The following is a 24083-nucleotide window of genomic DNA, read 5'->3' as shown; positions in this document are numbered from 1 at the left end:
CAAGGATCTATACATGACTATCGTCGTCACCGGCGCCGCCGGCTTCATCGGCTCCAATCTGGTCAAGGGACTGAACCAGCGCGGCATCACCGACATCATCGCCGTCGACAATCTCAGCAACGGCGACAAGTTCCATAACCTGGTCGATTGCGAAATCTCGCACTACCTCGACAAGCACGAATTCCTGCACCTGCTGCTGGATGGCGAGTACGAGGGCGAGCTGTCCGCCATCCTGCACCAGGGCGCGTGCTCGGACACGATGAACCACGACGGCAAGTACATGATGGACAACAACTACCAGTACACGCTGGCGTTGTTCGACTATTGCCAGCACGAGGAAATCCAATTCCTGTACGCGTCCAGCGCCGCCACCTACGGCAAGGGCACGGTGTTCAAGGAAGAGCGCCAGCACGAAGGCCCGCTCAACGTCTACGGCTACTCCAAGTTCCTGTTCGACCAAGTGCTGCGCCAGCGTATCAAGGAAGGCCTGTCCGCCCAGGCTGTCGGTTTCCGCTACTTCAACGTCTACGGCCCGCGCGAGCAGCACAAGGGCCGCATGGCTTCGGTGGCCTTTCACCACTTCAACCAGTACCGCGAACACGGCAAGGTCAAGCTGTTCGGCGGCTGGGATGGCTGGGAAAACGGCATGCAGAGCCGTGATTTCGTGTCGGTGGAGGATGTGGTCAAGGTCAACCTGTTCTTCCTGGACAATCCCGGCAAGAGCGGCATCTACAATCTGGGCAGCGGCCGTTCGCAGCCGTTCAACGACGTGGCCGAGGCCACGGTGAATGCCTGCCGCCGCCACGAGGGCAAGCCGGCGCTGACGCTGGCTGAAATGATCCAGCAGGGCATCGTCGAGTACATCGACTTCCCGGACGCGCTGAAGGGCAAGTACCAGAGCTTCACCCAGGCCGACATCGCCAAGCTGCGCGAAGCCGGCTACGCCGAGGCCATGCTGTCGGTTGCCGAGGGCGTCGACCGCTATGTCGACTGGCTGATCGGCCGCCAGGGCTGATCGCCGGAACGATTCATCCGTCGGTGCAAAAACCGCGTCATCGTCGAAGATGGCGCGGTTTTTTTTGTTTCAGCGCCCGGCGCTTTCCTGTTCCAGCCGCAGGCGCGCGCGCGCGTCGCGCTCGGCCAGCAGCATCTGGTTTTGCAGCGTGTCGGCGACGAAGTCGATATGCCGCTCCGCCGCCTGCTGCGCGGCGTCCGGCTGGCGGCCGCGTATCGCCTGCCAGATGGCCAGGTGCTGCTCGCGCAGCGCCTCCGCGACCTCGCCGACGGCGAACAGATTGGCGATATTGTCCTTCACATGCCGCTGCAGCATCGCCAGCAGGCTGCCGGACAGGTGGGCGAACAGCACGTTGTGCGAAGCCTCGGCCACCGCTTGGTGAAACTCCACGTCGGCCTGCGCCTGTTCGGCCAGTTCGCCGCCGCGATAGGCTTGCTGCAGCCGGTCCACGCAGCGTTGCATCCGTTCCAGGTCGGCCGGGGTCGCCCGGCTGGCGGCGCAGCGCGCCACTGTGCCCTCCAGCACGCGGCGGAATTCCAGCAGGTCGCCATGCAATTCTTCGTGCTGGTTCAGCAATTTTTCCCAGGGATCGGAAAACGCCGTCTCCAGCCTGTCGGTCACCCAGGTGCCGCCGCCCTGGCGGCTGGACAGCAGGCCGCGCGACGTCAGTTGCTGGATGGCTTCCCGCAGCGAAGGCCGCGATACGCCGAACTCCTCGGCGAGCTGCCGTTCCGGCGGCAGGCGATCGCCCGGCTTGAGCACGCCGTCCAGTATGCGTTTTTCCAGTTGCTGCACGATCATGTCGGACAGCTTGGGCAGGGTGACTTTGGGGTAGGCCATGTGATGGGAAAATTGGTCTGACCGGATGAACGAGCATAGCACATAGCAATGCCGATAAATGCCGATTTTCCTGATTCACTGCGTCAGCAACGTCGTGAAAATCAAGAAAGAAAAAATATTTTCACTTTCCGCGGCGCTGTTGCATAAATCCCGAACAGGGCGAGTTTCCCCTTTTCCCAAACCGATTTACGCCACCGCCACCGTGCATGGACGGCCCAGCATGCTGAAACGGTTCAAGATGGCAGCGCGTACTTGCCGCTCTGCCACTTGGCTATCGAAGCGACGGGCCGTCACCCTTTCACCCAACCGTTTGAAGCAATGCATCTTGGTTTCCACCAGGCTGCGGCGATGGTAGCCGCTCCAACACTTCCAGTTCGCCCGGCCTAGTCGTTTGGTCGCCCGCAGAATCTCATTCCAAGCCAGCACACCCAACGAGTTTCCTTTCCATGGTTTCGCATTCTTGCGGGTGCGGAATGCACCCGATCGCGCCCCGCGCGGCAATCGCCTCGTGGCATGCCTTGGTATCGAAAGCCCCATCGCCGCTCACGCAGCCTATCGCCTCAGCGGCCGGAATGTGCGTCAATAGCGAAGGCAGCATTTGCGCATCGCCCTGGCGGTTGTCCGTGACTTCAATGGCACGAATTTGCAGGGTTTCCGCATCGATGCCCAGATGCACTTTTCGCCATTGCCGGCGATATTCCGCGCCATGCTTCTTGGTTTTTCACTCACCTTCGCCCAGCATCTTGATGCCGGTGCTATCCACCAGCAGATGCAGCGAGCCTGAACTTTTCTGATAGGGAATTTTGACCTGCAGCGTCTGCTGCCGTCTGGACAGCGTGCTGTAGTCGGGGAGGCCCCAGCCCAAGCCGGCCAGCTTGAGCAGACTTTGGATGAAACCGATAGTTTGCCGCAACGCCAGTCCAAACAGGTTCTTGATAGTCAAACAGAACTGAATAGCCACATCGCTATAGGTCTGCGTCCGTCCGCGTTTGCCCCGAGGAGCGGCCTGCCATGACATGCTCGTGTCCAGCCAGACGGACAGAGAGCCGCGTTGTATCAGGGCTTGGTTGTAGGCGTTCCAATTGGTCGTTCGATAGCGTTTTGGAGCGGGCTTGGTCATGCCGCTATCCTACCAAGCTGCGGTGGAGAAGGATTTGTGCAACAGCGCCTTGCTGAAGCGAGAACGCGTGATGATGTTGATGAATTTTATCGTAGTCGTGATATGTTGGGACCGCGTGGAGTAGGTAGCTCAATCGATGGTGGTGAACGGATGGAGTTAAATTTTAGAGAGGTGGTCAAGGCGATGTCTCCAAACATACCGAACATCAAATTGGAAGATTTGCCTTCACCATTCTTCAGGGGGGCAATTACGGAGAAGGGGATGTTGCAGGAAAGTAGAACTTTCTTCCATGGCATGTCGTCGGAGGAGGCTGATGCATGGGGGCGGAGGGGGATGGATGCTGCATTGAGTATAATGTCTGATTTTTATAATGAGAGTAAGTCATCGATAGATGCTCATGAGGCTATTCAGCTAAATCTTTATGATAAATCTAATCATTCTTGGTCTTTTTTAAGATTTAATCCTTTTAAGTGGGGGGGTGTGAGCTTGATTAGGCTAGGGATTTTTATTATGTGTTTAAGCGTGGTTGGCTGTGCTTCTAAGCGGGAAGTGACATCTGATCGATTTAAAGGGGTGTCCGAGACAGTTAGCTTGATGCTTGAGGAGGAGAGGGTTTTCAATGCAAGCCACTCTTTAGAAGGCATGGCAGCAAGTGATGCGGCAAAGTCCCTTGAGGGGGAGGGATTTTTTTGCCAGATCGAATATGCAAGGGTGCCAATCTCGCTTATTCCTCTGGCAATGGTAGATGTGCCTAATGTTTATTGTCGAAAATCAGAGCCGAAATTGAAAGATTACTGTCCAAATAAGATGGTTATTGTAAAAGTGGAGTGGCGGGATCCAAAGGTGCCTATGGATAAACTGTATAGGGATGCGCAGCTTAGTCCTGTCAAGGAAGTTAGATTTCATTGTCACTTGAAGTAGGATGGTAATTATTATCCTGGGATGGGCGGGCAGGTTTCAGTCTTGCTCGTATACTCGGCGGTTTACCATCGTCAGTTCAGCGGCTGATACTCGCCATTTGACGCAACATGGCGGCAATGTTTTATGCCAATGGACTTTGTTGGCGTTGCTGGTGAGTTAAGATAACCAGGGCTGTAGAAGCCACGGTGTTGTTTGGCTGCCTCTCGACGAAAAGTCTTATGTCATATTTCGACAAGCCCATCTAGTTTGAGATATTTGCTATAAAGACATACTGTCTTTTGCAAGGAGTTGTGCGATGTCGGACCTGCTGAAAAAAATCGACGCCCGAACCAAGCTGGCCGGCACCAACAAGCTGGAAATCCTGCTGTTTTCGCTGGGCGATGATCAGCGCACCGGCCGCAAGGAGGTGTTCGGCATCAATGTGTTCAAGGTGCGCGAGGTGATGCGCACGCCGGAAATCACCACCGCGCCGGAGATGCCGGCCTCGGTGGAAGGCATGGTTAGCCTGCGCGGCGCGCTGGTGCCGGTGATCGATCTGGGCAAATACACCGGCATCGTCACCCCCAAGCGGCCGGAAATCATGATCATCACCGAATACAACGGCCATACCCAGGGCTTTCTGGTGGAGACGGTGGACACCATATTGCGTTTGGATTGGGCGGCGATGCGGGTGCCGCCGGACATGATCACCAACCGGATGGCGGGCCTGGTCACCGCGGTCACTGAGCTGGAGAACGGCACGCTGGTGATGATGATGGACGTGGAGAAGGTGCTGGCCGAAACCTGCCTGTCCGACGAGACGCAGAATTACATCTCCATCGAGCCGGTGAAGGAAGACCGGCACATCTTTTTCGCCGACGACAGCGCGGTGGCGCGCAAGCAGATCGAGCGCACGCTGGAGGCGATGCATATCCGCTATTCGTCGGAAATGAACGGCATGCGCGGCTGGGAAACGCTGCAGAAGATGGCGCAGCAGGCGGAGGCGGCCGGCCACAAGTTGAGCGATGTGCTGCACCTGATCCTCACCGATGTGGAAATGCCGGAAATGGACGGCTATATGCTGACCAAGATGATCAAGGACGACGCGCGTTTCGCCGGCATCCCGGTGCTGATGCACTCTTCGCTGTCCGGCATGGCCAACAAGAAGCTGGGCGAGTCGGTGGGCGTGGATGCTTACGTGTCCAAGGACGAGCCGCAGAAGCTGGCCAGCAAGCTGAGGGAGATGCTGTTGCTGGCGTAAGTTGTATTGGACGGATCTCGCAGGCGCGCCATGGTGCGTCATCTTTGCCGGCGCAGACTGGCGTGATTTTCGTTGCCCTGGAGAGTTGAAATGGCTGCAGGGTTTGCCATTCATGAAGTTTCAAGTCGCAGCATCGCCATCTCTGGCTGGGTGGCGATGCAGCCAGCTGTCTTCCTGCATCAGGATTCCTAACAGGGCCTGCAGCCAAAATCGGGTTTGTGTCACATTGCCGGAAGATTGGGTGCTTGCCTCTTGCGGCTCGATGCCGGTCTTTCTTTCCCATTTTCTCCATGCGATTAGATGGATTCTCGCATTGCCTCCCTATTTATGCGCGTCATTTCCTGAGCATTTCCCATCTCTGATATGGAATAAGCAGCCTTGTTTCCCCTAGGTTAAGCGGATTGAATAGGCATTGAATCAATCTGCATTGCTCATCACAGACGTGTTTACCTATTTTTTTTCAGGCTTTCAGTAAATTAGGCATTTTATTTGTTGTTTTAAATATCCAACAGGTAAGGCGATAGGTTGGATGCATAAAATATTGAATTTGGCTTGGCTGTCAATTGAGGCGATTTTGTATGTTTTAGAATTGTTGCGAGTGAGATGGTTAAGAGGTTTCTGAAATTTTTTTTGATATTTTGTTGATTAAATATTTTGCGATATGTTGAGATTCAATAAAAGAAGCCATTTATATCGCGACGTACATTTCATTTTTTAAATTATTTGAGGTGGTGGTATGTATCAAATAGATTATAATAGCTATCGTGCTATTAAGGGGTTTAATCGCCGTGTACGTTTTTTGGTTATGCATTATACGGCAGCGGATTTTAAAAGATCGATTGAGGATCTTGCGGTAAATGGAAAGGTTAGCGTTCACTATCTGATTCCGGATCCTACGGAGAAAACTTATATAGATGCCGGTTTCAAGGAGTTGCAGATTTTTAATCTGGTGGATGAAAGCGAGCGTGCATGGCATGCTGGGGTTAGTTACTGGGCTGGGCGTGTCAATATCAATGACTCTTCAATCGGGATCGAAAATGTAAATCTCGCAGCCGATCATGGTGATGGAATCATATTCCTTCCCTATAATGAGGCGCAGGTTAAAGCCATCAAATCGCTTGCGCTGAATATTCTCCAGCGTTATCCGGATATTTCTCCAACTAATGTGGTTGGGCATAGCGACGTCGCTCCTGGCCGAAAAAGCGACCCGGGCCCGTTATTCCCATGGCAGGAGCTTTACAAGGAGGGTATAGGTGCATGGTATGACGATGCGACCAAGAAAGAGTATGAGAAGATCTTTTTCGAGCATGGGCTGCCCATTGAAAAGGAAATCATCGAAAAATTAGGCATTTATGGTTATGACGTTTCGCATGCGAGTCATCCCGATGGCCTGAAAGCGCTTGTGCGATCTTTTCAAATGCATTTTCGCCCGGCTGATTACGATGGGAGAGTGGATGTTGAAACCACGGCGATCTTGTATGCGCTGGTGAAGAAATATTTCAATAAATAATTTCCGCTGCGGGAATCTGCAAGGCTTGCGAGCCTTGCGGCCCGGCAGACAGCGAGAGGTTTTTCATCTTGATGGTCCGATGGCTATTTCCAGTGCGCAAGTGGAGTGTTCCGCTCCCGCTTGGCGTCGCCAGATTCTGTGGTGGTCCTCCTTGTCGCGCCGCCAAAGCCTGCATGCCGTAAGCGCAGGCAGTCTGCCTGGTTTGGTTGGCCGTTCTTGGATTACCGCACAGACAGGCTCCTTGTCATATTGACGAACTCAAGCATTCACTCTAAAGTGGTTTTCATAAGAATAATTGGTCTTACCAATTTACAAAGGAAGCCATGAAGACGCCTGCCGACGTTTACCTGTTCGGCACCTGTCTGCTCGACCTGTTCCTGCCGGAGGCTGGCCTGGATGCCATCGCCCTGCTGGAAGGCTTGGGCGTGCGGGTGCATTTCCCTCAGGCCCAGAGTTGTTGCGGCCAGCCTGCCTATACCAGCGGCCATCCCAAGGAAGCGCTGGCGGTGGCGCGTGCGCAGCTGGCCTGTTTCCCGGAGGACTGGCCCATCGTGGTGCCGTCCGGCTCCTGCGGCGGCATGATCAAGCACCACTGGCCTCGCCTGTTCTCCGGGGAGCCGGACGAAGTGCAGGCTTGCGACATCGCGGCGTGGGTAGTGGAATTCTCCGATTTCCTGCTCAACCACCTCGACTGGCAGCCGCAAGACCTGGGTGCGCCGGTCAAGGTGGCGGTGCATACCTCCTGTTCGGCGCGGCGCGAGATGAACGTCCACAAGAGCAGCTGGGCGCTGGTCGACCGGCTGCAGAACGTCGAGCGGGTGGTGCATGACCATGAGTCCGAATGCTGCGGCTTCGGCGGCACCTTCTCCATCAAGCATCCGGACATCGCCGGCGCGATGGTGGCCGACAAGGCGCAATCGCTACAGGGCTGCGGCGCGGCGGAGTTCGTCACCGCCGACGGCGGCTGCCTGCTCAATATCAACGGCAAGCTGGGCCTGTGCGGCAGCGGCTTCCAGGGCCGCCATCTGGCCAGCTTTCTGCTGGAGCGCACCGGGGGCAAGCGATGAGCGCCCGCGCCTCCATTCTGCAAAAGCTGCGCGCCGCGCCGCGGCAGAAACGCGCTCGGCCCGACCTGGATGGCCACTTCCGGCATTTCTCCAGCCAGGATGACGAACTGGCGAGACTGCGCCATTGGGCGGCGATGATGCGCGCGGTGAAGACCGAAATCCTGTGGACGCGCGAGGCGGAGTGGGACGCGGCCTTGGCCGACTGGCTGGCGGTACATCCGCAACACTCGCTGCTGTTGTCCGACACCCCGCATGGCCGGCGGCTGGCGCAGCGCCTTGAGGGCGTGGACAAGGCGCCGCGCATCGTCTGGTTCGACCGCGAGGTGGATGGCTGGAAGCCGGAGTTGTTTGAGGTCGCCGCCGGCTTCACCGCCGTCCGCTGTGGCATCGCCGCCACCGGCACGCTGGCCTTGTGGCCGGACGAGGCCGAGCCGCGGACGATGAGCCTGATCCCGCCCTTGCATATCGCCTTGTTCGATACTTCCACGCTGTACCCGGATTTCTATTCGGCGATGAAGGGAGAAAACTGGGCAGCCGGCATGCCGACCAACGCGCTATTGGTCTCCGGCCCGTCCAAGACCGCCGACATCCAGCAGACGCTGGCCTACGGCGCGCACGGCCCGCGCGAGCTGCTGGTGCTGGCCGTGCTGCCGCTGCGCATCGCCATCCACGATGTGGAAGGAGGCGGGCGATGAGCGAGAGCAAGATCACCGTCTACCCGTCCCGCGCCTTCAAGGACAACGCCAGGCTGGCGCTGAGCGACGGCAAGCTGAGGCAAAGCCTGCGCGGCGCGATGGATTTCCTGATGGCCAAACGGCTGGCCTCGTTTCCGGACCCGGCGGAACTGGCGGCCCTGCGCACGCTGGGCGAGGGCATACGCCAGCGCTGTCTGTCGCGGCTGCCGGAGTTGCTGGAGCAGCTGGAGGAGAAGCTCACCGCCAACGGCGTCCAGGTGCATTGGGCGGAGACTGCCGAGGAAGCCAACCGCATCATCCATGGCATCGTCGCCGGTAGACAGGGCAAGCTGATGGTCAAGGGCAAGTCCATGGTCAGCGAGGAGATCGAGCTCAACCACTATCTGGCGGAGCGGGGCGTGGAGGCGGTGGAGAGCGATATGGGCGAGTACATCGTCCAGCTGGCAGGCGAGAAACCCACCCACATCATCATGCCGGCCATCCACAAGACCAAGCAGGACATCGCCCGGCTGTTCCACGAGCAACTGCCGGACACGCCGTACACCGAGGACGTGGACGCGCTGATCCAGATCGGCCGCCGCGCGTTGCGGCAAAAGTATCTGGACGCCGACGTCGGCCTGTCCGGCGTCAACTTCGCCGTCGCCGAAACCGGCACCCTGTGCCTGGTGGAGAACGAGGGCAACGGCCGCATGTGCACCACGGTGCCGGATGTGCATATCGCCGTCACCGGCATCGAAAAGGTGGTGGAAAAGCTGGAAGACGTGGCGCCGCTGTACAGCCTGCTGACTCGTTCCGCCATCGGCCAGCCCATCACCACCTATTTCAACATGATCAGCGGTCCGCGCAAGCCGGGCGAGAAGGACGGCCCGCGCGAGGTGCACCTGGTGCTGCTGGACAACGGCCGCAGCCAGGCCTATGCCGACGAGCAGCTGCGCAAGACGCTGCAATGCATACGCTGCGGCGCCTGCATGAACCACTGCCCGGTCTATACCCGCATCGGCGGCCACGCCTACGGCACCACTTATCCGGGGCCGATAGGCGAGATCATTTCGCCGCACCTGATGGGGCTGGAAAATACGAGCGATCTGCCGACCGCGTCCAGCTTGTGCGGCGCCTGCGGCGAAGTGTGTCCGGTGCGGATTCCGATACCGGAGATGCTGATGCGGCTGCGCGAGGAGAGCCAGCGGCCGGCCGGCGAGCGGGTGGCGCATCCGCTGCGCGGCCAGGGCGCGGCGGCCAGCGGCGCGGAGCGCCTGGCCTGGGCCGGATGGCGGCTGGTCAACGCCTCGCCCAATCTGTACCGGATGTTCGGCTGGGCGGCCACCCGCTTGCGCAGGCACGCGCCCAAGAATCAACTGGGTTGGACGCAAAACCATCTGCCGCTGACGCCGGCGTCCAGGACGCTGCATGAGCTGGTCCGCGAACGCGAAGCTAGCAAGGGGACATCCGCATGACGCCCGCCCACGCCGATTTTCTGCAGGACCTTCGCCGGACGATGCCGGCGGCGCGCATTTTCACCGACCCATTGTCCACACTGGCTTACGGCACCGACGCCAGCTTCTACCGGCTGCGGCCGCAGATCGTCGCCCGGGTGGAGAGCGAGGACGAAGTGGCCGAGATGCTGCGGCTGGCCAGATTGCACCGGGTTGCCGTCACCTTCCGCGCCGCCGGCACCAGCCTGTCCGGCCAGGCGGTCAGCGATTCGGTGCTGGCCGTGCTGGGCGATGGCTTCAACCGCGGCGAGGTGCTGGAAGGCGGAGAACGCATCCGCTTGGGGCCGGGCATGATAGGCGCGCACGCCAACGCGATGCTGGCGCCTTACGGCCGCAAGATCGGCCCCGATCCGGCGTCCATCAACACCGCCAAGATAGGCGGCATCGCCGCCAACAACTCCAGCGGCATGTGCTGCGGCACCCGCGACAACAGCTACCACACCATGCGATCGCTGCGGGTGCTGCTGCTGGACGGAACCGCGCTCGACACCGCTGATCCGGCCAGCGTGGCGGCTTTCCGCGTTTCTCATGCGGATCTGCTCGATGGCCTGGCCCAGCTGTCGCGCCAGCTGGCCGGCGATCCGCCGCTGGCCGAGCGGGTGCGCCGCAAATACAGGTTGAAGAACACCACCGGCTACGGCATCAACGCCTTGCTGGATTTCACTGATCCGCTGGAGATGCTCAGCCACTTGATGATCGGCTCCGAAGGCACCCTGGGCTTCATCTCCGAGATCACTTTCCACACCGTGGCCGAGCATCCGCACAAGGCCTCGGCGCTGGTGTTGTTCGACGATCTGGAGCGCTGCTGCCGCGCGGTATCGGCCCTGAGCGCGGCGCGCGACGCCTGCGGGGTGTCGGCGGTGGAGTTGATAGACAGCCGCAGCATCCGCGCGGTGCAGGGCAAGCCGGGACTGCCGGATTTTCTCTATCAGCCGGTGGGGCCGGGCAGCACCAGTCTGTTGATCGAGCTGCGCGCCGGCGACGAGGCGCGGCTGGGAGAGGATTGCGCCGCGATCGAGCGGCTGCTGGCCGATTATCAGCCGCAAGTATCCAGCGGCTTCAGCCGCGACGCGCGCGAATGCGAAACCTACTGGGCTTTGCGCAAGGGCCTGTTCCCTGCTGTGGGCGCGGCGCGGCCGGTGGGCACCACGGTGGTGATCGAGGACGTGGCCTTTCCCATCCCTCAGTTGGCCGACGGCGTGGCCAAGCTGACTGCGCTGTTCGACAAGCACGGCTACGACGAGGCGCTGCTGTTCGGCCACGCGCTGGACGGCAATCTGCACTTCGTGTTCGCGCCCGGCTTCGAAAGCCCGGCCGAGGTGGCCCGCTACGACGCGTTTATGCAAGATGTCAGCGACCTGGTGGCCGGCGAGTACGACGGCTCGCTGAAGGCCGAGCACGGCACCGGCCGCAACGTGGCGCCCTTCGTGCGCCAGGAATGGGGCGACGCCGCCTGGAACATCATGCGCCGCATCAAGGCGCTGTTCGATCCGGACGGCCTGCTCAATCCCGGCGTGATCATCACCGACAACGAGCGCTTGCACCTGGAAAACCTGAAGCCGATGCCGGCGGCGGACGCGCTGGTGGACCGCTGCACCGAATGCGGCTTCTGCGAGCCCGCCTGTCCGTCGCACGGCCTGACGCTGAGCCCGCGCCAGCGCGTGGTGGCCTGGCGGCGCATCCGCCAGCTGGAGAGGGACGGCGAGGGCGCGATGGAGCTGGCGGCCTTGAAGGCCGGCTACCGCTACCGCGCCATCGATACCTGCGCCGCCACCGGCATGTGCGCGACGCGCTGCCCGGTGGGCATCAACACCGGCGCGCTGATGAAAAAGCTGCAAGGCCCCAGCCGGCGTTCCGTCCTGGCCGGCTTTGCCGCCCGCCATATGCAGTGGATGACGGCGGCGGCGCGGACCGGCTTGCGGCTGGCGCATCTGGCGGGCGCGCAACGGCTGCATGCGCTGACAGGGAGAGCGCCGGGCGAGCGCAAGATCATCCCGCTGATTCCGGCCAGCCTGCCGCGCGCCGCCGCGCCGTTGCCCAAGCCAGGCGGCGACGGCGAGCCGGTGGCGCTGTTCGTCAGCTGCGTCAACAGAACGCTGGCCGAGGGCGAGGGCGGCGAGTCGGTAGCGGCGCATACGATCAATCTGCTGCGCCGCGCCGGTTTCGCGCCCATCTATCCGCCCGGCCATGACGGCTTGTGCTGCGGCCAGCCCTTCGCCTCAGCCAACGCCGCGGACGCCCTGGCCAGCAGCCAGGCCTCCTTGAACGACGCCTTGCTGCAAGCCAGCGGCAACGGCCGCCACCCGGTTTACCTCGACAACAGCCCGTGCGCGGCGCGCGTGAAACAGGCGCAGGCCGAAGGGCTGCTGGATGCCCGCTTGCAGCTGTTCGACGCCGCCGGCTTCCTGGCGGAAAAAGTCCTGCCCAGGCTGGAAATCACCCGGCGCCTGCCGCAGCTGGCGCTGCACATCCCTTGCAGCGCCACCGAGATGGGCGCGGCGGGCAGCTTGCAGCGCCTGGCCGCCAGCTGCTGCGACGAGCTGACCGTGCCGGACATCGCCTGCTGCGGCTTCGCCGGCGACAAAGGCTTCACCGTACCGGAACTGAACGCCCATAGTCTGAGGAGATTGAAACCGGCGTTGCCGGAAACCTGCCGCCACGGCGTGTCGATGAGCCGAACCTGCCAGATCGGTTTGACCGAGCACGGCGGCATTCCCTACGCCAGCATTGAGGCGCTGCTGGATTTCTGTACCCACCCGAGCGGCCCGTCATGAAGGCCGCCTTGTCAACGCTGATGTAAACCCAAGAAACGCAAGCCAGCCCCGCCATGCCGAAACGATCCCGTTCATCGGCAGGGGAGCGGCTGCGCCTGCGAAACCAGGAATGAGGAGAAGCTTCACATGCAAGGAATCTGGACCCAACAGTACTTTCCCGCCGGCGGCTCCGCGCTGTCGGCGCTGATGGCCGCGCTGCCCATCGCCTTCTTCTTTGTCGCGCTGGCGCTGCTGCGGCTCAAAGGCCATGTCGCCGGCACGCTGACGGTGCTGATCGCGCTGGCGGTGGCCATGCTGTTCTACGGCATGCCGGCGCAGATGGCGCTGGCGGCGGCGGCCTTCGGTTTCGGCTACGGCCTGTGGCCGATCGCCTGGATCATCGTCGCGGCGGTGTTCCTGTACAAGATCACGGTCAAGACCGGGCAGTTCGACATCATCCGCGCCTCGGTGCTGTCGGTGACCGAGGACCAGCGGCTGCAGATGCTGCTGGTGGGCTTCTCCTTCGGCGCCTTTCTGGAGGGCGCGGCCGGTTTCGGCGCGCCGGTGGCCATCACCGCCGCGCTGCTGGTGGGGCTGGGCTTCAATCCGCTGTACGCGGCCGGGCTGTGCCTGATCGCCAACACCGCGCCGGTGGCTTTCGGCGCGATGGGGATACCCATCATCGTCGCCGGGCAGGTGACCGGGCTGGATGCTTTCGCCATCGGCGCCAAGGCCGGCCATCAGCTGCCCATCCTGTCGGTGATCGTGCCGTTCTGGCTGGTGATGATGATGGACGGGCTCAAGGGCGTGCGCCAGACCTGGCCGGCCATCCTGGTGGCCGGCCTGTCCTTCGCCGTCACCCAGTTTTTCACTTCCAACTACATCGGGCCCGAGCTGCCGGACATCACGTCGGCGCTGGTCAGCCTGGTATGCCTGACGCTGTTTCTGAAGGTATGGCAGCCCGGTGAAATCTTCACGTTCAACGGCCGCCGCGCGCCGTCCGCTCGTCAGGCCAGCGGCTTTGGCCTGGGCCGGATCGTCCGCGCCTGGAGTCCATTTTTGATCCTGACCGCGCTGGTGACGGTGTGGAGCGTCAAGCCGTTCAAGGCCTTGTTCGTCAAGGGCGGCGCGCTGGAGGGCTGGATCTGGAAGCTGCATGTGCCGGGGCTGGACAAGCTGGTGCTGAAGACCGCGCCCATCGTCGCCCATGACGCGCCGTACGAGGCGCTGTACAAGTTCGACATCGTCTCCGCCGTCGGCAGCGCCATCTTTCTATCCGCATTGCTGTCCATGATCTTGCTGAAGTTCCGCCCGGCCGACGGCGCGCGCGCTTTCGCCGAGACGCTGGTCGAATTGCGCCGGCCGATATTGTCGATAGGCATGGTGCTGGCCTTCGCCTTCGTCGCCAATTATTCCGGCATGTCCAGCACGCTGGCGCTGTGCCTGGCGGGCACCGGCAAGGCCTTCCCGTTCTTCTCGCCCTTTCTGGGCTGGCTGGGCGTGTTCCTGACCGGTTCCGATACCTCGTCCAACGCCTTGTTCTCCGCCTTGCAGGCGGCCACCGCGCACCAATTGGGCGTGTCGGACGTGCTGCTGGTGGCGGCCAATACCACCGGCGGGGTCACCGGCAAGATGATCTCGCCACAGTCCATCGCCGTCGCCTGCGCGGCGGTGGGGCTGATCGGCAAGGAGGCGGACCTGTTCCGCTTTACGCTGAAGCACAGCCTGATCTTCTGCAGCTTCGTCGGCGCGCTGACCTGGCTGATGGCCTACATGGGGTGATGCCGCCTCCCCGCGCCCGCGGCGGGCGGTCGCCGCCGCGGGCGCGGACTGTCCGGTTACCGATGGTTATTAGATTAGAAATAACGATTTCGCATCTGCTGATAGCCAATCGATATAATGTGGCCAGTTCTGGGAGAGTCTCTGTGTACAAACATCTGGAAGATTTCGTCGGCGGCACGCCGCTGGTGCGGCTCAAACGCCTGCCGGGCGACAACGGCAACGTGGTGCTGCTGAAGCTGGAGGGCAACAATCCGGCAGGATCGGTGAAGGACCGGCCGGCGCTGTCGATGATCCGCCGCGCCGAGGCGCGCGGCGACATCCGGCCCGGCGACACGCTGATCGAGCCGACCAGCGGCAACACCGGCATCGCGCTGGCGATGGCGGCGGCGATGATGGGCTACCGCATGGTGCTGATCATGCCGGAGAATTCCAGCGCCGAGCGGGTGCAGGCGATGCGCGCCTACGGCGCCGAGGTGATCCTGACGCCGGCGGCCGGTTCGATGCCGGCGGCGATAGACCTGGCGCGCAGCATGGAGGCGGCAGGCGAGGGCCGCATCCTGGATCAATTCTCCAATCCGGACAATCCCCAGGCGCATTACGAGGGCACCGGCCCGGAAATCTGGGCGGAGACCGAAGGCAGGATCACCCATTTCGTGTCCAGCATGGGCACCACTGGCACCATCATGGGCACCGGCCGCTTCCTGAAGGAGAAGAATCCGGCCATCCGCATCGTCGGCGTCCACCCGGAGCCGGGCAGCCAGATCGCCGGCATCCGCAAGTGGGAAGACCCGTACGTGCCCAAGATCTGCGATTTTTCCCGCATCGACGAGATCCTGCACGTCGGACAGAAGGAGGCGGAAGACACTGCCCGGCTGCTGGCGAGGCGCGAGGGCATCCTGGCCGGGCCGTCGTCTGGCGGCGCGTTGGCGGTGGCTCTTAGGCTGGACGCGCAACTGAGGGACGCGGTGATCGTGTCCGTGGTGTGCGACCGCGGCGACCGCTACCTGTCCACTGGATTGTTCGATCCTGCTTGACGCCCGGTGCTCCGCCGCCGGCTTGGCAGCGGACGCTTCGGCGATTAGCATGGCGTTTTCCCATCAAGATGCCGCCATGCTGAAACTCTATGTCGATCACGATTTTTTCAGCCCCTACGCGATGGCCGCCTTCGTCGCGCTGAGCGAAAAGGGCCTGCCCTTCGAAACGCTGACCCGCGATCTGGCAGCGGGCCAGCAGTTCGAGCCCGGCTACCGCTCGCAATCGCTGGCTTCCCGCGTGCCGATGCTGTTGGACGGCGATTTCGCGCTCAGCGAATCGTCGGCCATCATCGAATATCTGGAAGACGCCTATCCCGACACCGTCCGCGTGTTGCCGGCCGATCCAAAAGCCCGCGCCCGCGCGCGCCAGCTGCAGGCGTGGCTGCGCAGCGACCTGCTGCCGCTGCGCGACGAACGCAGCACCGAGACGGTGTTCGGCCGCAAGCCGGCTTTGCCGCTGGGCGAGGCGGCGCGCAAGGCGGCGGACAAGCTGATCGCGGTGGCCGAGGCGGTGGCGCCGGCGGACGGCGGCGATCTGTTCGGCGCCTGGTGCGTGGCGGACGCCGAGCTGGCCCTGCTGCTGAAGCGGCTGACGGCGGACGAGTTGCCGCCGTGGTTGTCCGCTTACGCCGAAAGGCAATGGCAGCGGCCGTCGCTGGCCGCTTGGCGCGGCCGGCAGGCTCGCTGATCCGGCCCGACTCTCTCTATACTGCCGGTAAAGAAGAGCGGGGACGGAGACGATGAGGGGTGGGCAAACGAACCTCCGGCTATGGGCCGGCCTGCTGCTGGCCTGCGCCGGCGCGCAGGCGCAGGCGCAGGCGGCGTCGCGCGAGCTGTATTTCGTCACCCAGCTGTTTCCGCCCTTCATCACCCAGAGCGCCGACGGCAAGCTGGACGGCGCCTTGGTGGCCATCCTGCGCGAAGCCTGCCGGCGGGCAGACTGGAACTGCAAGGTCCAGGCCATGGTGTGGAAACGCGCGCTGCTGACTGTCAGCCAGGGCGGCGCCGACGGGTTGGTGCTGGCGCAGGACGCGCCGGAGCGGCGCGCGGTGATGGAGCTGTCCAAGCCGGTGCTGGCCAGCAGCTACGGCCTTTATGTGAAAGCCGACAGCGCCATGCGCTACAGGCAGCCTGCCGATCTCGCCGGCAAAACTTTGGCGGTGTACGGCCCGTCGCTGTCGCAGATCAATAGCGAGCGCCTGGTCCAGGGCGTGGCCGGCGTGAACCTGACCGTGGAGCTGGACCCGGAAACGGTGCTGCGCAAGTTGGGGGCGGGCCGTTACGGCCATAACGCGGTGGCGTTTTCCAATGACGATGTCGCCCGTTACTGGATCAAGCGCGACGGCCTGGGCAATCTGCGCAAGCTGGCCGAGGTCAAGCCACTGACTTACCTGTACGGCTTCACCCGCAGCCGGGTGAAGCCCGGCATGCTGGAAACGTTCAACCGCGCGCTGGACAGCATGTGCCGCGACGGCAGCCTGGCCAGGCTGGCCGCGCCGTCCGGCATCCGGCTGGCCACTTGCCGCTGAGTGCGGCAAGGACGAGTCAAAGCGGTTATCATTCAGGCATTCCCTAGCCGCCGCCGGCGGCGCCACACGCAGCGCAGAACAAGCATAATCATGTCGCAACACGCATTCTCTCCGGACGAAAACGTCCATCTCAGCCCCAAGGGCTGGTATCGGCAGGCCAGCGAGAAGCCTGGCTTCATCCACGACGCGGCCCAGGCCGCCGCCATCGAGCAGCTGGACCGCCTGTGGCACGAGCTGGTGGATTTCAAGAGCAAGCGCAACCGTTTCCTGGGGCGCAGCCTGAGGAGCCCTCAGGTGCCGCGAGGATTGTATTTCTGGGGCGGAGTGGGGCGCGGCAAGAGCTTCCTGATGGATGCCTTCTACGCCTGCGTGCCCTACCGCCGCAAGCGCCGCATCCACTTCCACCACTTCATGGCGGAAACCCATCGCGAGCTGAGGAAGTTCGCCGGCGGCAAGGACCCGCTGCTGGCCTACGCCGACCAGATCGCCAAGGCGACGCGGCTGCTGTGCTTCGACGAGTTCCACGTCTCCGACATCGCCGACGCGATGATACTGGGCCGGCTGCTGTCGGCGCTGCTGGAGCGCGGCGTGGTGGTGGTGACCACTTCCAACTACGCGCCGGACGATCTCTACCCGGGCGGCCTGCAGCGGCAGAATTTCCTGCCGACGATAGAACTGATCAAGCGCGAGCTGGACGTGCTGAACGTGGACGGCGGACATGACTACCGGCTGCGCGAGCTGACGCGGGAGCCGCTGTTCATGGTGCCGGCGGACGCGGCCAACGAAGGGAAGATGGAGCAGCTGTTCCGGCGGGTGAGCACCGGCGCGGAGCTGGCGCAAAAGTCCATCACCGTGCTGGAGCGGGAGATCGCGGTGAAGCGGATGTCGCCGGGCGTGATCTGGTTCGATTTCATGGCCTTGTGCGACGGTCCGCGCGCGCAGACCGATTACCTGGAAATCGCCAGCGAATACCATACGGTCTTCCTGTCCGGCATTCCCAGGCTCAGCGCCAAGCAGGCATCGATCGCCCGCCGCTTCACTTGGCTGGTGGACGTGTTCTACGACAACCGCGTCAAGCTGATCGCCTCGGCCGACGCGCCGCCGGAGGCGATCTATACCGAAGGCCTGCAGTCCGGCGAATTTTTCCGCACCGCCAGCCGGCTGACCGAGATGCAGTCCAAGAGTTATCTGGAGCTGCCGCACCAGTCGATGACGCAAAGCCACGACCAGCCGCCGCCGGGCGTGGCGCTGTAAGGGGCCCGCGCGCGCTCAGTTGCGCGCCGGCTGCAGGTCCAGCTCCAGGATGTGGTCGGCGATCATGATGTCGCGGGCCAGGTCCACCACGCTGATGTAGCTGCGGCGGTCCTGGGCGGACACCAGGAAGCTCCAGCTGGCGCCGGACGGGTCGGCGCGCACGCTGATGCTTTCCTCGTGCAGCTTCAGCCCGGACGGCGCCAGCCGTTCCGCCAACCGCTCCACCGTCCAGTCGTGTTCCGGGCTCAGCTTGACGCTGACGAACAGGCTGACCCGCCGCGGCAGGATGTTCTCGATGCGGTTCACCACGGTGACGAAGACCATGCACAGCACGGTCAGCGCGATGGCCGCGGCGTAGAAGCCGACGCCGATCAGGATGCCGATCACCGACGACATCCACACCGAGGCGGCCGACGTCAGGCCGCTGATGCTCAAGCCTTCCTTCATGATCATGCCGGCGCCCAGGAAACCGATGCCGGTCAGCACGCCTTGGGCCACGCGGGTCATGTCGCCGTGCATGATGTCGGCCGATTGGCCGCCGTACCAGTAGCCGGAATAGCCGATGATGCTGATCGCCGCCGACGAGGCCATGCACACCAGGCCGTAGGTGCGCATGCCGGCCGCGCGGCCGTTGTACCAGCGCTCGTAGCCGAGCAGGCTGCCCAGCAGCAGCCCGCCGGCCAGGTGGGCGATCACCAGCAGGTTGATCTGCCATTTGCCCGCGCTCCAGTAAAGGGCCGCCAATTGCTGCCAGCTCTGATCCATTGCCTTCCTCCGCCGCCATCGGGCGCGTTCGATGTCTGTTCGTTCAAGCCGGCATCATGGCATAACGGCCGGCGTTTTCCCAAGCGCGCTGTCGCTCTTAGCTGAAGGGAGGGCGGCGGCGGCAAAATATCTTCATATGAAAATATGTAGTGGACAGACTACATTTTTGCGTTTTCCTCTTTCGCGGCGCAGGCCAACTCTGCTATAAATCGGTGCTGATCACGTTTTAGCAAGAAAAACGCTATTTGTGCGCTGCAATGTAGCAAAGGTACACAAGGAGACGGCATGACTCGGGTGCTGGTAGTCGGCAGTATCAATATGGACCTGGTGGTCACCGCCAGGCGGATGCCGAAACTGGGCGAAACGCTGCTGGGCGACGGTTTCGCCACCCATCCGGGCGGCAAGGGCGCCAATCAGGCGGTGGCCGCCGCCCGGCTCGGCGCCGAGGTGGCGCTGCTGGGCTGCGTCGGCGACGACGCCTTCGGCCGCGATCTGCGCGCCCATCTGGAGCGGGAGGGCGTGGATTGCCGCGGCGTGGCGACCGTGCCCGGCCCCACCGGCATCGCCGCCATTACCGTCAGCGGCGGCGACAACGCCATCCTGGTGGTGCCGGGCGCCAACCACCAGCTGACGCCGGCGCATCTGGACGCCGCCGAGCAGGCCTTCATCGACGCCGACGTGGTGCTGACCCAGCTGGAAATTCCGCTGGCCGCGGTGCGCCGCGCCGCCGAACTGGCCGCCCGCCACAAGAAGCCGCTGCTGCTGAATCCGGCGCCGGCGGTGCCGCTGCCGGAAGAGCTGCTGCAGCGCGTGACGCTGCTAACCCCCAACGAACACGAATTCCTGACCATGCTGGCCCAGCCCGACGCCGACTGGCGCGCGCTCTTGGCCGAGCGCCCGGGCAAGTTGGTGATGACCCACGGCAAGCACGGCGCCTATTTCGCGCTGGCGCGCGGCCAGTTGCGCCACCAGCCCGGCTTCGAGGTCCAGGCGGTGGACAGCACCGGCGCCGGCGACACCTTCAACGGCGCGCTGGCGGCCTTCCTGCCGCTGGGCCTGGAAGAGGCGGTGCGCCGCGCCAACGCGGCCGGCGCGCTGTCGGTCACCCGGCCGGGCGCGCAGGGCGGCATGCCGACGCTGGCCGAGCTGGAAGCCTTCCTGGAGAACAAAGCATGAAGAAGCACGGCCATCTGAACCGCGACATCGCCCGCATTCTGGCGTCCATGGGCCATACCGACAGCCTGGTGATCGCCGACTGCGGCCTGCCCATCCCGCCCGGCGTGGAATGCGTGGACCTGTCGCTGAAACTGGGGCAGCCCGGCTTCATCGAAACCCTGGACAGCATCCTGGCCGATTTCCAGTGCGAGCGCGCGGTGTTCGCCATCGAGTGCCGCCAACACAACCCGGCGGTACAGGACAAGGCCGAGCGGATGGCGCAAGCCGGCGCGGCGCTGGATTTCGTCAGCCATGAGGAATTCAAGCAGCGCTGCCAGGCGGCGCGCGCGGTGATCCGCACCGGCGAATGCACGCCTTACGCCAACGTGATCCTGCATTCCGGCGTGATTTTCTAAGGAGCCGACCATGCAAGTGACCATGCGCGGCATCAGCAAGGCTTTCGGGCCGGTCAAGGTGCTGGAGAACGTGGAGTTCACGCTGCGCGGCGGCGAGATCCACGCGCTGATGGGCGAGAACGGCGCCGGCAAGTCCACGCTGATGAAGATACTCAGCGGCGTGCACCGCGCCGACGCCGGCGAGATCCTGCTGGACGGCCGCAAGGCCGAACTGAGGAGCACCGAGGCGGCGGAAGCGGCCGGCATCGCCATCATCCACCAGGAATTGAACCTGATTCCGCAGCTGTCGGTGATGGAGAACCTGTTTCTCGGCCGCGAGCCGTCCCGCTTCGGCATCATCGACTACGCGGCGATGCGGCGCGAGGCGCGGGCGCAGCTGGAGGCGCTGGGCGCCGGCGGCATCGATCCGGACGCCGAGGCCGGCAGCCTGTCCATCGGCCAGCAGCAGATGGTGGAGATCGCCAAGGCGCTGGCGCTGAACGCCCGCGTGCTGATCATGGACGAGCCGACGGCGGCGCTCACCGAGCGCGAGATCGACCGGCTGTTCGAGCTGATGGCCCAGCTGAGGGAAAACGGCGCGGCCATCGTCTACGTCTCGCACCGGATGGAAGAGATCTTCCGCGTCTGCGACCGCATCAGCGTGCTGCGCGATGGCTGCTTCGTCGGCGAGCGCGAAATCGCCCGCACCGATTTCGACGAAGTGGTGCGGATGATGGTGGGGCGCGAGATCGGCGACCGCTATCCGAAGCGCGAGGCCGCGCCGGGCGAGGTGAGGCTGAAGGTGGAGAACCTGGCCGACGAGAACATGATCGCCGGCATCGGCTTCGAGGTGCGCGCCGGCGAGGTGCTGGGCATCGCCGGGCTGATGGGCTCGGGACGCAGCGACATCCTGAAGACGCTGTTCGGCGCCAAGCGCCGCACCGCCGGCCGCGTCGAGCTGGACGGTAAGGAATTGAAAGTGGCCGCGCCGGGCGACGCCATCGCCGCCGGCCTGGGCTTCGTGCCCGAAGACCGCAAAAGCAAGGGGCTGGTGCTGGGCATGTCGCTGCGCGAAAACGCGACCCTGGTGCATCTGGACCAGTACGCCCGGCTGGGCGTGGTCAGCGCCGCCGAGGAAAAGCGGGCGGTGGACGGCTTGATCGCTCAGCTGCGCATCCGCGCCCGCGACGCCGAGCTCGACGTCAAGTCGCTGTCCGGCGGCAACCAGCAGAAAGTGGTGTTCGCCAAATGGCTGGCGAATCCGCCCAAGGTGCTGCTGCTGGACGAGCCGACGCGCGGCGTCGACGTCGGCGGCAAGGCCGAGATCTACCACATCGTCAACCAGCTGGCCGCCGCCGGCACCGCCATCGTGATGGTGTCGTCCGAGCTGCCGGAAGTGCTGGCGCTGAGCAACCGCATCCTGGTGCTGCACGAAGGCCGCCAGGCCGGCATCTTCGACGCCGCCGGCTGCAGCCAGGAAACCCTGATGGCCGCCGCGACCGGCGGCGCCGTTCACTCCGAAACCAGGAAGCAAGCATGACCCCGCAACAGAAAGCCAATTTGCAACGCCTCGGCCCCTTCATCGCCCTGGTGCTGGTGGCCGTCGGCCTGTCCGTGATGAGTCCGGACTTCCTCACCGTCAACAACCTGCTGAACGTGATGCGCCAGGTGTCGATCAACGCGCTGATCGCCTTCGGCATGACGCTGGTGATCCTGCTGGGCGGCATTGACCTGTCGGTCGGCTCCATCCTGGCGCTGTCCTCGGTGCTGACCGCCACCCTGTTGCGCGCAGGCGTGGATCCGATGCTGGCGACGCTGCTGGGCATCCTGGCCGGCGCGGCGATGGGCCTGTTCAACGGCCTGGTGGTCAGCAAGGGCAAGGTGGCGCCGTTCATCGCCACGCTGGCGTCGATGACCATCCTGCGCGGCCTGGCGCTGGTGTTTTCCAACGGCAGCCCGATCACCGGCTTCGACAGCGAGCTGTTCTCCATGCTGGGCGGCGGCTATGTCGCCGGCCTGGTCCCGGTGCCGGTGGTGTGGATGCTGATCCTGTTCGCCGGCTTCTGGTTCCTGCTGAAGAAGACGGTGTTCGGCCGCCACCTGTACGCCACCGGCGGCAACGAGGAGGCGGCGCGGCTGTCCGGCGTCAAGGTGGACAGCGTCAAGCTGTGGGTGTACACCACCTCCGGCGCGATGGCGGCGATGGCCGGCGTGGTGCTGACCTCGCGCCTCAATTCGGCGCAGCCGACTGCCGGCACCGGCTACGAGCTGGACGCGATCGCCGCGGTGGTGCTGGGCGGCACCAGCCTCAGCGGCGGCCGCGGCTGGATTTTCGGCACTCTGATCGGCGCGCTGCTGATCGGCGTGCTCAACAACGGCTTGAACCTGCTGGGCGTGTCCTCGTTCTACCAGCAGGTGATCAAGGGCGCGGTGATCCTGCTGGCGGTACTGCTGGATCGCAGCAACAAGAAGTGACGATGGCGGCGCGCGCCGCTCAATGCAGTGCATCATTCCATTTCTCAGGGAGCATCAGCATGAAACGCATTCTTACTCCGCTCGTGGCCGGCATCCTGGCCTTCGGCATCGCCGCCTGCTCCAAGCAGGGCCCGGGCGGCGCGCCGGCCGGCGACGCCAGCGCCGCGGCGGCAGACGGCAAGATCGCCGTCGGCCTGGCGGTGTCCACGCTCAACAACCCGTTCTTCGTCGAGCTGCGCGACGGCGCGGCGGCCGAAGCCAAGAAACAGGGCGTCAACCTGATCACCGTCGACGCCCAGGACGATCCGGCCAAGCAGCAGGCCAGCGTGGAAGACCTGATCCAGAAGAAGGTCAGCGTGATCCTGATCAACCCGACCGACTCCTCCGCCGTGGCCAACGTGGTGAAGGAAGCGACGTCCAAGGGCATCAAGGTGGTGTCGCTGGACCGCAGCGTCAACGGCGCGGAAGTCAGCGCCCACATCGCGTCCGACAACATCGCCGGCGGCGTGATGGCCGGCAAGTACCTGCTGGACAAGCTGGGCGGCAAGGGCCGCATCGTCGAGCTGGAAGGCATCGCCGGTTCTTCCGCCGCCCGCGAGCGCGGCGAGGGCTTCCACCAGGTGGTGGACAAGAAGGACGGCGTCAAGCTGCTGGCCAAGCAGCCGGCCGACTTCGACCGCGCCAAGGGCCTGTCGGTGATGGAAAACATCATCCAGGGCAATAAGGACATCCAGGGCGTGTTCGCGCACAACGACGAAATGGCGCTGGGCGCGGTGAAGGCGATCCAGGCAGCCGGCCTGAAGAACGTGGTGGTGGTGGGCTTCGATGCCACGCCGGACGCCGTGGCCGCGGTCAAGGGCGGCACGCTGTCCGCCACCGTGCAGCAGCAGCCGGCGCTGATCGGCCAGTACGGCGTGCAGACCGCCAAGAAGCTGGCCGACGGCCAGAAGGTGGACAAGTTCATCCCGGTGCCGCTGAACCTGGTCCATCAGTAAAGCCCGCAGACAGAACCCCGGCCGCCGCTTGGCGGCCGGGGTTCT

At 63.4% G+C, this 24083-nt stretch carries 20 protein-coding genes and 1 pseudogene; 18 read left to right on the top strand and 3 right to left on the bottom strand.

Annotated elements, in window-relative coordinates; all coding sequences use genetic code 11:
- The first annotated feature begins 13 nt into the window (after positions 1 to 13).
- Complete coding sequence (gene rfaD / locus CV_RS14890; protein WP_011136585.1) at positions 14 to 1015, top strand: ADP-glyceromanno-heptose 6-epimerase; 1002 nt, start codon at positions 14 to 16, stop codon at positions 1013 to 1015.
- A 69-nt stretch (positions 1016 to 1084) separates the two neighbouring features.
- Here the strand turns inward: rfaD and CV_RS14885 are convergent, their stop codons facing one another.
- Together CV_RS14885 and CV_RS23060 are read right to left on the bottom strand one after the other, a co-directional pair.
- On the bottom strand, positions 1085 to 1855 hold the full coding sequence (locus tag CV_RS14885) for an FCD domain-containing protein (protein WP_011136584.1): 771 nt from the start codon (positions 1853 to 1855) through the stop codon (positions 1085 to 1087).
- Positions 1856 to 2041: 186 nt separating this feature from the next.
- Positions 2042 to 2975: pseudogene (locus CV_RS23060) on the bottom strand (IS5 family transposase).
- A gap of 36 nt (positions 2976 to 3011) precedes the next feature.
- Between CV_RS23060 and CV_RS23635 the strand changes: the two are divergent.
- The 12 genes from CV_RS23635 to zapE all read left to right on the top strand — a co-directional run bounded on the left by CV_RS23635 (position 3012) and on the right by zapE (position 18253).
- On the top strand, positions 3012 to 3896 hold the full coding sequence (locus CV_RS23635) for a hypothetical protein (RefSeq protein WP_147296159.1): 885 nt from the start codon (positions 3012 to 3014) through the stop codon (positions 3894 to 3896).
- Between the two features lie 295 nt (positions 3897 to 4191).
- Positions 4192 to 5136, top strand: a complete 945-nt coding sequence (locus CV_RS14875; RefSeq protein WP_011136579.1) for a chemotaxis protein — start codon at positions 4192 to 4194, stop codon at positions 5134 to 5136.
- Between the two features lie 736 nt (positions 5137 to 5872).
- The gene (locus tag CV_RS23055; protein WP_011136578.1) at positions 5873 to 6646 is read left to right on the top strand and encodes an N-acetylmuramoyl-L-alanine amidase; all 774 of its coding nucleotides are present in this window, start codon (positions 5873 to 5875) and stop codon (positions 6644 to 6646) included.
- 323 nt (positions 6647 to 6969) lie between these two features.
- Positions 6970 to 7713, top strand: coding sequence for a (Fe-S)-binding protein (locus CV_RS14870; RefSeq protein ID WP_011136577.1), 744 nt, complete (start codon positions 6970 to 6972; stop codon positions 7711 to 7713).
- Complete coding sequence (locus tag CV_RS14865) at positions 7710 to 8408, top strand: LutC/YkgG family protein (RefSeq protein ID WP_011136576.1); 699 nt, start codon at positions 7710 to 7712, stop codon at positions 8406 to 8408. The genes CV_RS14870 and CV_RS14865 overlap by 4 nt, the downstream gene beginning before the upstream one ends.
- Positions 8405 to 9862 (top strand): LutB/LldF family L-lactate oxidation iron-sulfur protein, encoded by a 1458-nt coding sequence (locus CV_RS14860; RefSeq protein ID WP_011136575.1) that lies wholly within the window; start codon positions 8405 to 8407, stop codon positions 9860 to 9862. The genes CV_RS14865 and CV_RS14860 overlap by 4 nt, the downstream gene beginning before the upstream one ends.
- The gene (locus CV_RS14855; protein WP_011136574.1) at positions 9859 to 12675 is read left to right on the top strand and encodes an FAD-binding and (Fe-S)-binding domain-containing protein; all 2817 of its coding nucleotides are present in this window, start codon (positions 9859 to 9861) and stop codon (positions 12673 to 12675) included. Before CV_RS14860 ends, CV_RS14855 begins: the two co-directional genes overlap by 4 nt.
- A 126-nt stretch (positions 12676 to 12801) precedes the next feature.
- A complete protein-coding gene (locus CV_RS14850; RefSeq protein WP_011136573.1) occupies positions 12802 to 14436 on the top strand; it encodes a lactate permease LctP family transporter in 1635 nt (544 codons plus the stop codon).
- A gap of 143 nt (positions 14437 to 14579) precedes the next feature.
- A complete protein-coding gene (gene cysM / locus CV_RS14845) occupies positions 14580 to 15470 on the top strand; it encodes a cysteine synthase CysM (protein WP_011136572.1) in 891 nt (296 codons plus the stop codon).
- Positions 15471 to 15546: 76 nt separating this feature from the next.
- Complete coding sequence (yfcF, locus tag CV_RS14840; protein ID WP_011136571.1) at positions 15547 to 16158, top strand: glutathione transferase; 612 nt, start codon at positions 15547 to 15549, stop codon at positions 16156 to 16158.
- Between the two features lie 52 nt (positions 16159 to 16210).
- On the top strand, positions 16211 to 16999 hold the full coding sequence (locus CV_RS14835; protein ID WP_011136570.1) for a substrate-binding periplasmic protein: 789 nt from the start codon (positions 16211 to 16213) through the stop codon (positions 16997 to 16999).
- A 90-nt stretch (positions 17000 to 17089) separates the two neighbouring features.
- Positions 17090 to 18253 (top strand): cell division protein ZapE, encoded by a 1164-nt coding sequence (zapE, locus tag CV_RS14830; RefSeq protein WP_011136569.1) that lies wholly within the window; start codon positions 17090 to 17092, stop codon positions 18251 to 18253.
- A gap of 15 nt (positions 18254 to 18268) precedes the next feature.
- Here zapE and CV_RS14825 read toward each other — a convergent pair whose 3' ends face one another.
- Positions 18269 to 19018 carry an MgtC/SapB family protein gene (locus CV_RS14825; protein ID WP_011136568.1) on the bottom strand — a complete coding sequence of 250 codons (750 nt, stop codon included), beginning with the start codon at positions 19016 to 19018 and terminating at the stop codon, positions 18269 to 18271.
- A 285-nt stretch (positions 19019 to 19303) separates the two neighbouring features.
- Here CV_RS14825 and rbsK point away from each other — a divergent pair, with 285 nt between their 5' ends.
- Genes rbsK through rbsB form a run of 5 tightly spaced genes read left to right on the top strand, consistent with a single transcriptional unit; the run spans position 19304 to position 24038 of the window.
- Positions 19304 to 20194, top strand: a complete 891-nt coding sequence (rbsK, locus tag CV_RS14820; protein ID WP_011136567.1) for a ribokinase — start codon at positions 19304 to 19306, stop codon at positions 20192 to 20194.
- Positions 20191 to 20589: a D-ribose pyranase gene (gene rbsD / locus CV_RS14815; protein WP_011136566.1), complete on the top strand. Its 399-nt coding sequence runs from the start codon at positions 20191 to 20193 to the stop codon at positions 20587 to 20589. Before rbsK ends, rbsD begins: the two co-directional genes overlap by 4 nt.
- A gap of 10 nt (positions 20590 to 20599) precedes the next feature.
- Positions 20600 to 22108, top strand: coding sequence for a sugar ABC transporter ATP-binding protein (locus CV_RS14810; RefSeq protein WP_011136565.1), 1509 nt, complete (start codon positions 20600 to 20602; stop codon positions 22106 to 22108).
- Complete coding sequence (locus tag CV_RS14805) at positions 22105 to 23043, top strand: ABC transporter permease (protein WP_011136564.1); 939 nt, start codon at positions 22105 to 22107, stop codon at positions 23041 to 23043. Before CV_RS14810 ends, CV_RS14805 begins: the two co-directional genes overlap by 4 nt.
- Before the next feature lie 59 nt (positions 23044 to 23102).
- Positions 23103 to 24038, top strand: a complete 936-nt coding sequence (gene rbsB, locus CV_RS14800) for a ribose ABC transporter substrate-binding protein RbsB (protein ID WP_011136563.1) — start codon at positions 23103 to 23105, stop codon at positions 24036 to 24038.
- The last annotated feature ends 45 nt before the right edge of the window (positions 24039 to 24083 follow it).

Source organism: Chromobacterium violaceum ATCC 12472 (assembly GCF_000007705.1).
Lineage (GTDB): Bacteria > Pseudomonadota > Gammaproteobacteria > Burkholderiales > Chromobacteriaceae > Chromobacterium > Chromobacterium violaceum.
Note: the sequence above shows the minus strand (reverse complement) of the source record. Positions and strands in the feature narration are given on the sequence as shown.

Excerpts from the sequence above, each read along its gene's own strand:
- rbsB (WP_011136563.1), top strand. The coding sequence starts at position 23,103 with ATGAAACGCATTCTTACTCCGCTCGTGGCCGGCATCCTGGCCTTCGGC.
- CV_RS14850 (WP_011136573.1), top strand. The coding sequence starts at position 12,802 with ATGCAAGGAATCTGGACCCAACAGTACTTTCCCGCCGGCGGCTCCGCG.
- CV_RS14860 (WP_011136575.1), top strand. The coding sequence starts at position 8,405 with ATGAGCGAGAGCAAGATCACCGTCTACCCGTCCCGCGCCTTCAAGGAC.
- CV_RS14870 (WP_011136577.1), top strand. The coding sequence starts at position 6,970 with ATGAAGACGCCTGCCGACGTTTACCTGTTCGGCACCTGTCTGCTCGAC.
- rbsD (WP_011136566.1), top strand. The coding sequence starts at position 20,191 with ATGAAGAAGCACGGCCATCTGAACCGCGACATCGCCCGCATTCTGGCG.
- CV_RS14885 (WP_011136584.1), bottom strand. The coding sequence starts at position 1,855 with ATGGCCTACCCCAAAGTCACCCTGCCCAAGCTGTCCGACATGATCGTG.
- CV_RS14865 (WP_011136576.1), top strand. The coding sequence starts at position 7,710 with ATGAGCGCCCGCGCCTCCATTCTGCAAAAGCTGCGCGCCGCGCCGCGG.
- CV_RS14810 (WP_011136565.1), top strand. The coding sequence starts at position 20,600 with ATGCAAGTGACCATGCGCGGCATCAGCAAGGCTTTCGGGCCGGTCAAG.
- CV_RS14835 (WP_011136570.1), top strand. The coding sequence starts at position 16,211 with ATGAGGGGTGGGCAAACGAACCTCCGGCTATGGGCCGGCCTGCTGCTG.
- zapE (WP_011136569.1), top strand. The coding sequence starts at position 17,090 with ATGTCGCAACACGCATTCTCTCCGGACGAAAACGTCCATCTCAGCCCC.
- CV_RS23055 (WP_011136578.1), top strand. The coding sequence starts at position 5,873 with ATGTATCAAATAGATTATAATAGCTATCGTGCTATTAAGGGGTTTAAT.
- rbsK (WP_011136567.1), top strand. The coding sequence starts at position 19,304 with ATGACTCGGGTGCTGGTAGTCGGCAGTATCAATATGGACCTGGTGGTC.
- yfcF (WP_011136571.1), top strand. The coding sequence starts at position 15,547 with ATGCTGAAACTCTATGTCGATCACGATTTTTTCAGCCCCTACGCGATG.
- CV_RS14875 (WP_011136579.1), top strand. The coding sequence starts at position 4,192 with ATGTCGGACCTGCTGAAAAAAATCGACGCCCGAACCAAGCTGGCCGGC.
- CV_RS14825 (WP_011136568.1), bottom strand. The coding sequence starts at position 19,018 with ATGGATCAGAGCTGGCAGCAATTGGCGGCCCTTTACTGGAGCGCGGGC.
- rfaD (WP_011136585.1), top strand. The coding sequence starts at position 14 with ATGACTATCGTCGTCACCGGCGCCGCCGGCTTCATCGGCTCCAATCTG.
- CV_RS14805 (WP_011136564.1), top strand. The coding sequence starts at position 22,105 with ATGACCCCGCAACAGAAAGCCAATTTGCAACGCCTCGGCCCCTTCATC.
- CV_RS14855 (WP_011136574.1), top strand. The coding sequence starts at position 9,859 with ATGACGCCCGCCCACGCCGATTTTCTGCAGGACCTTCGCCGGACGATG.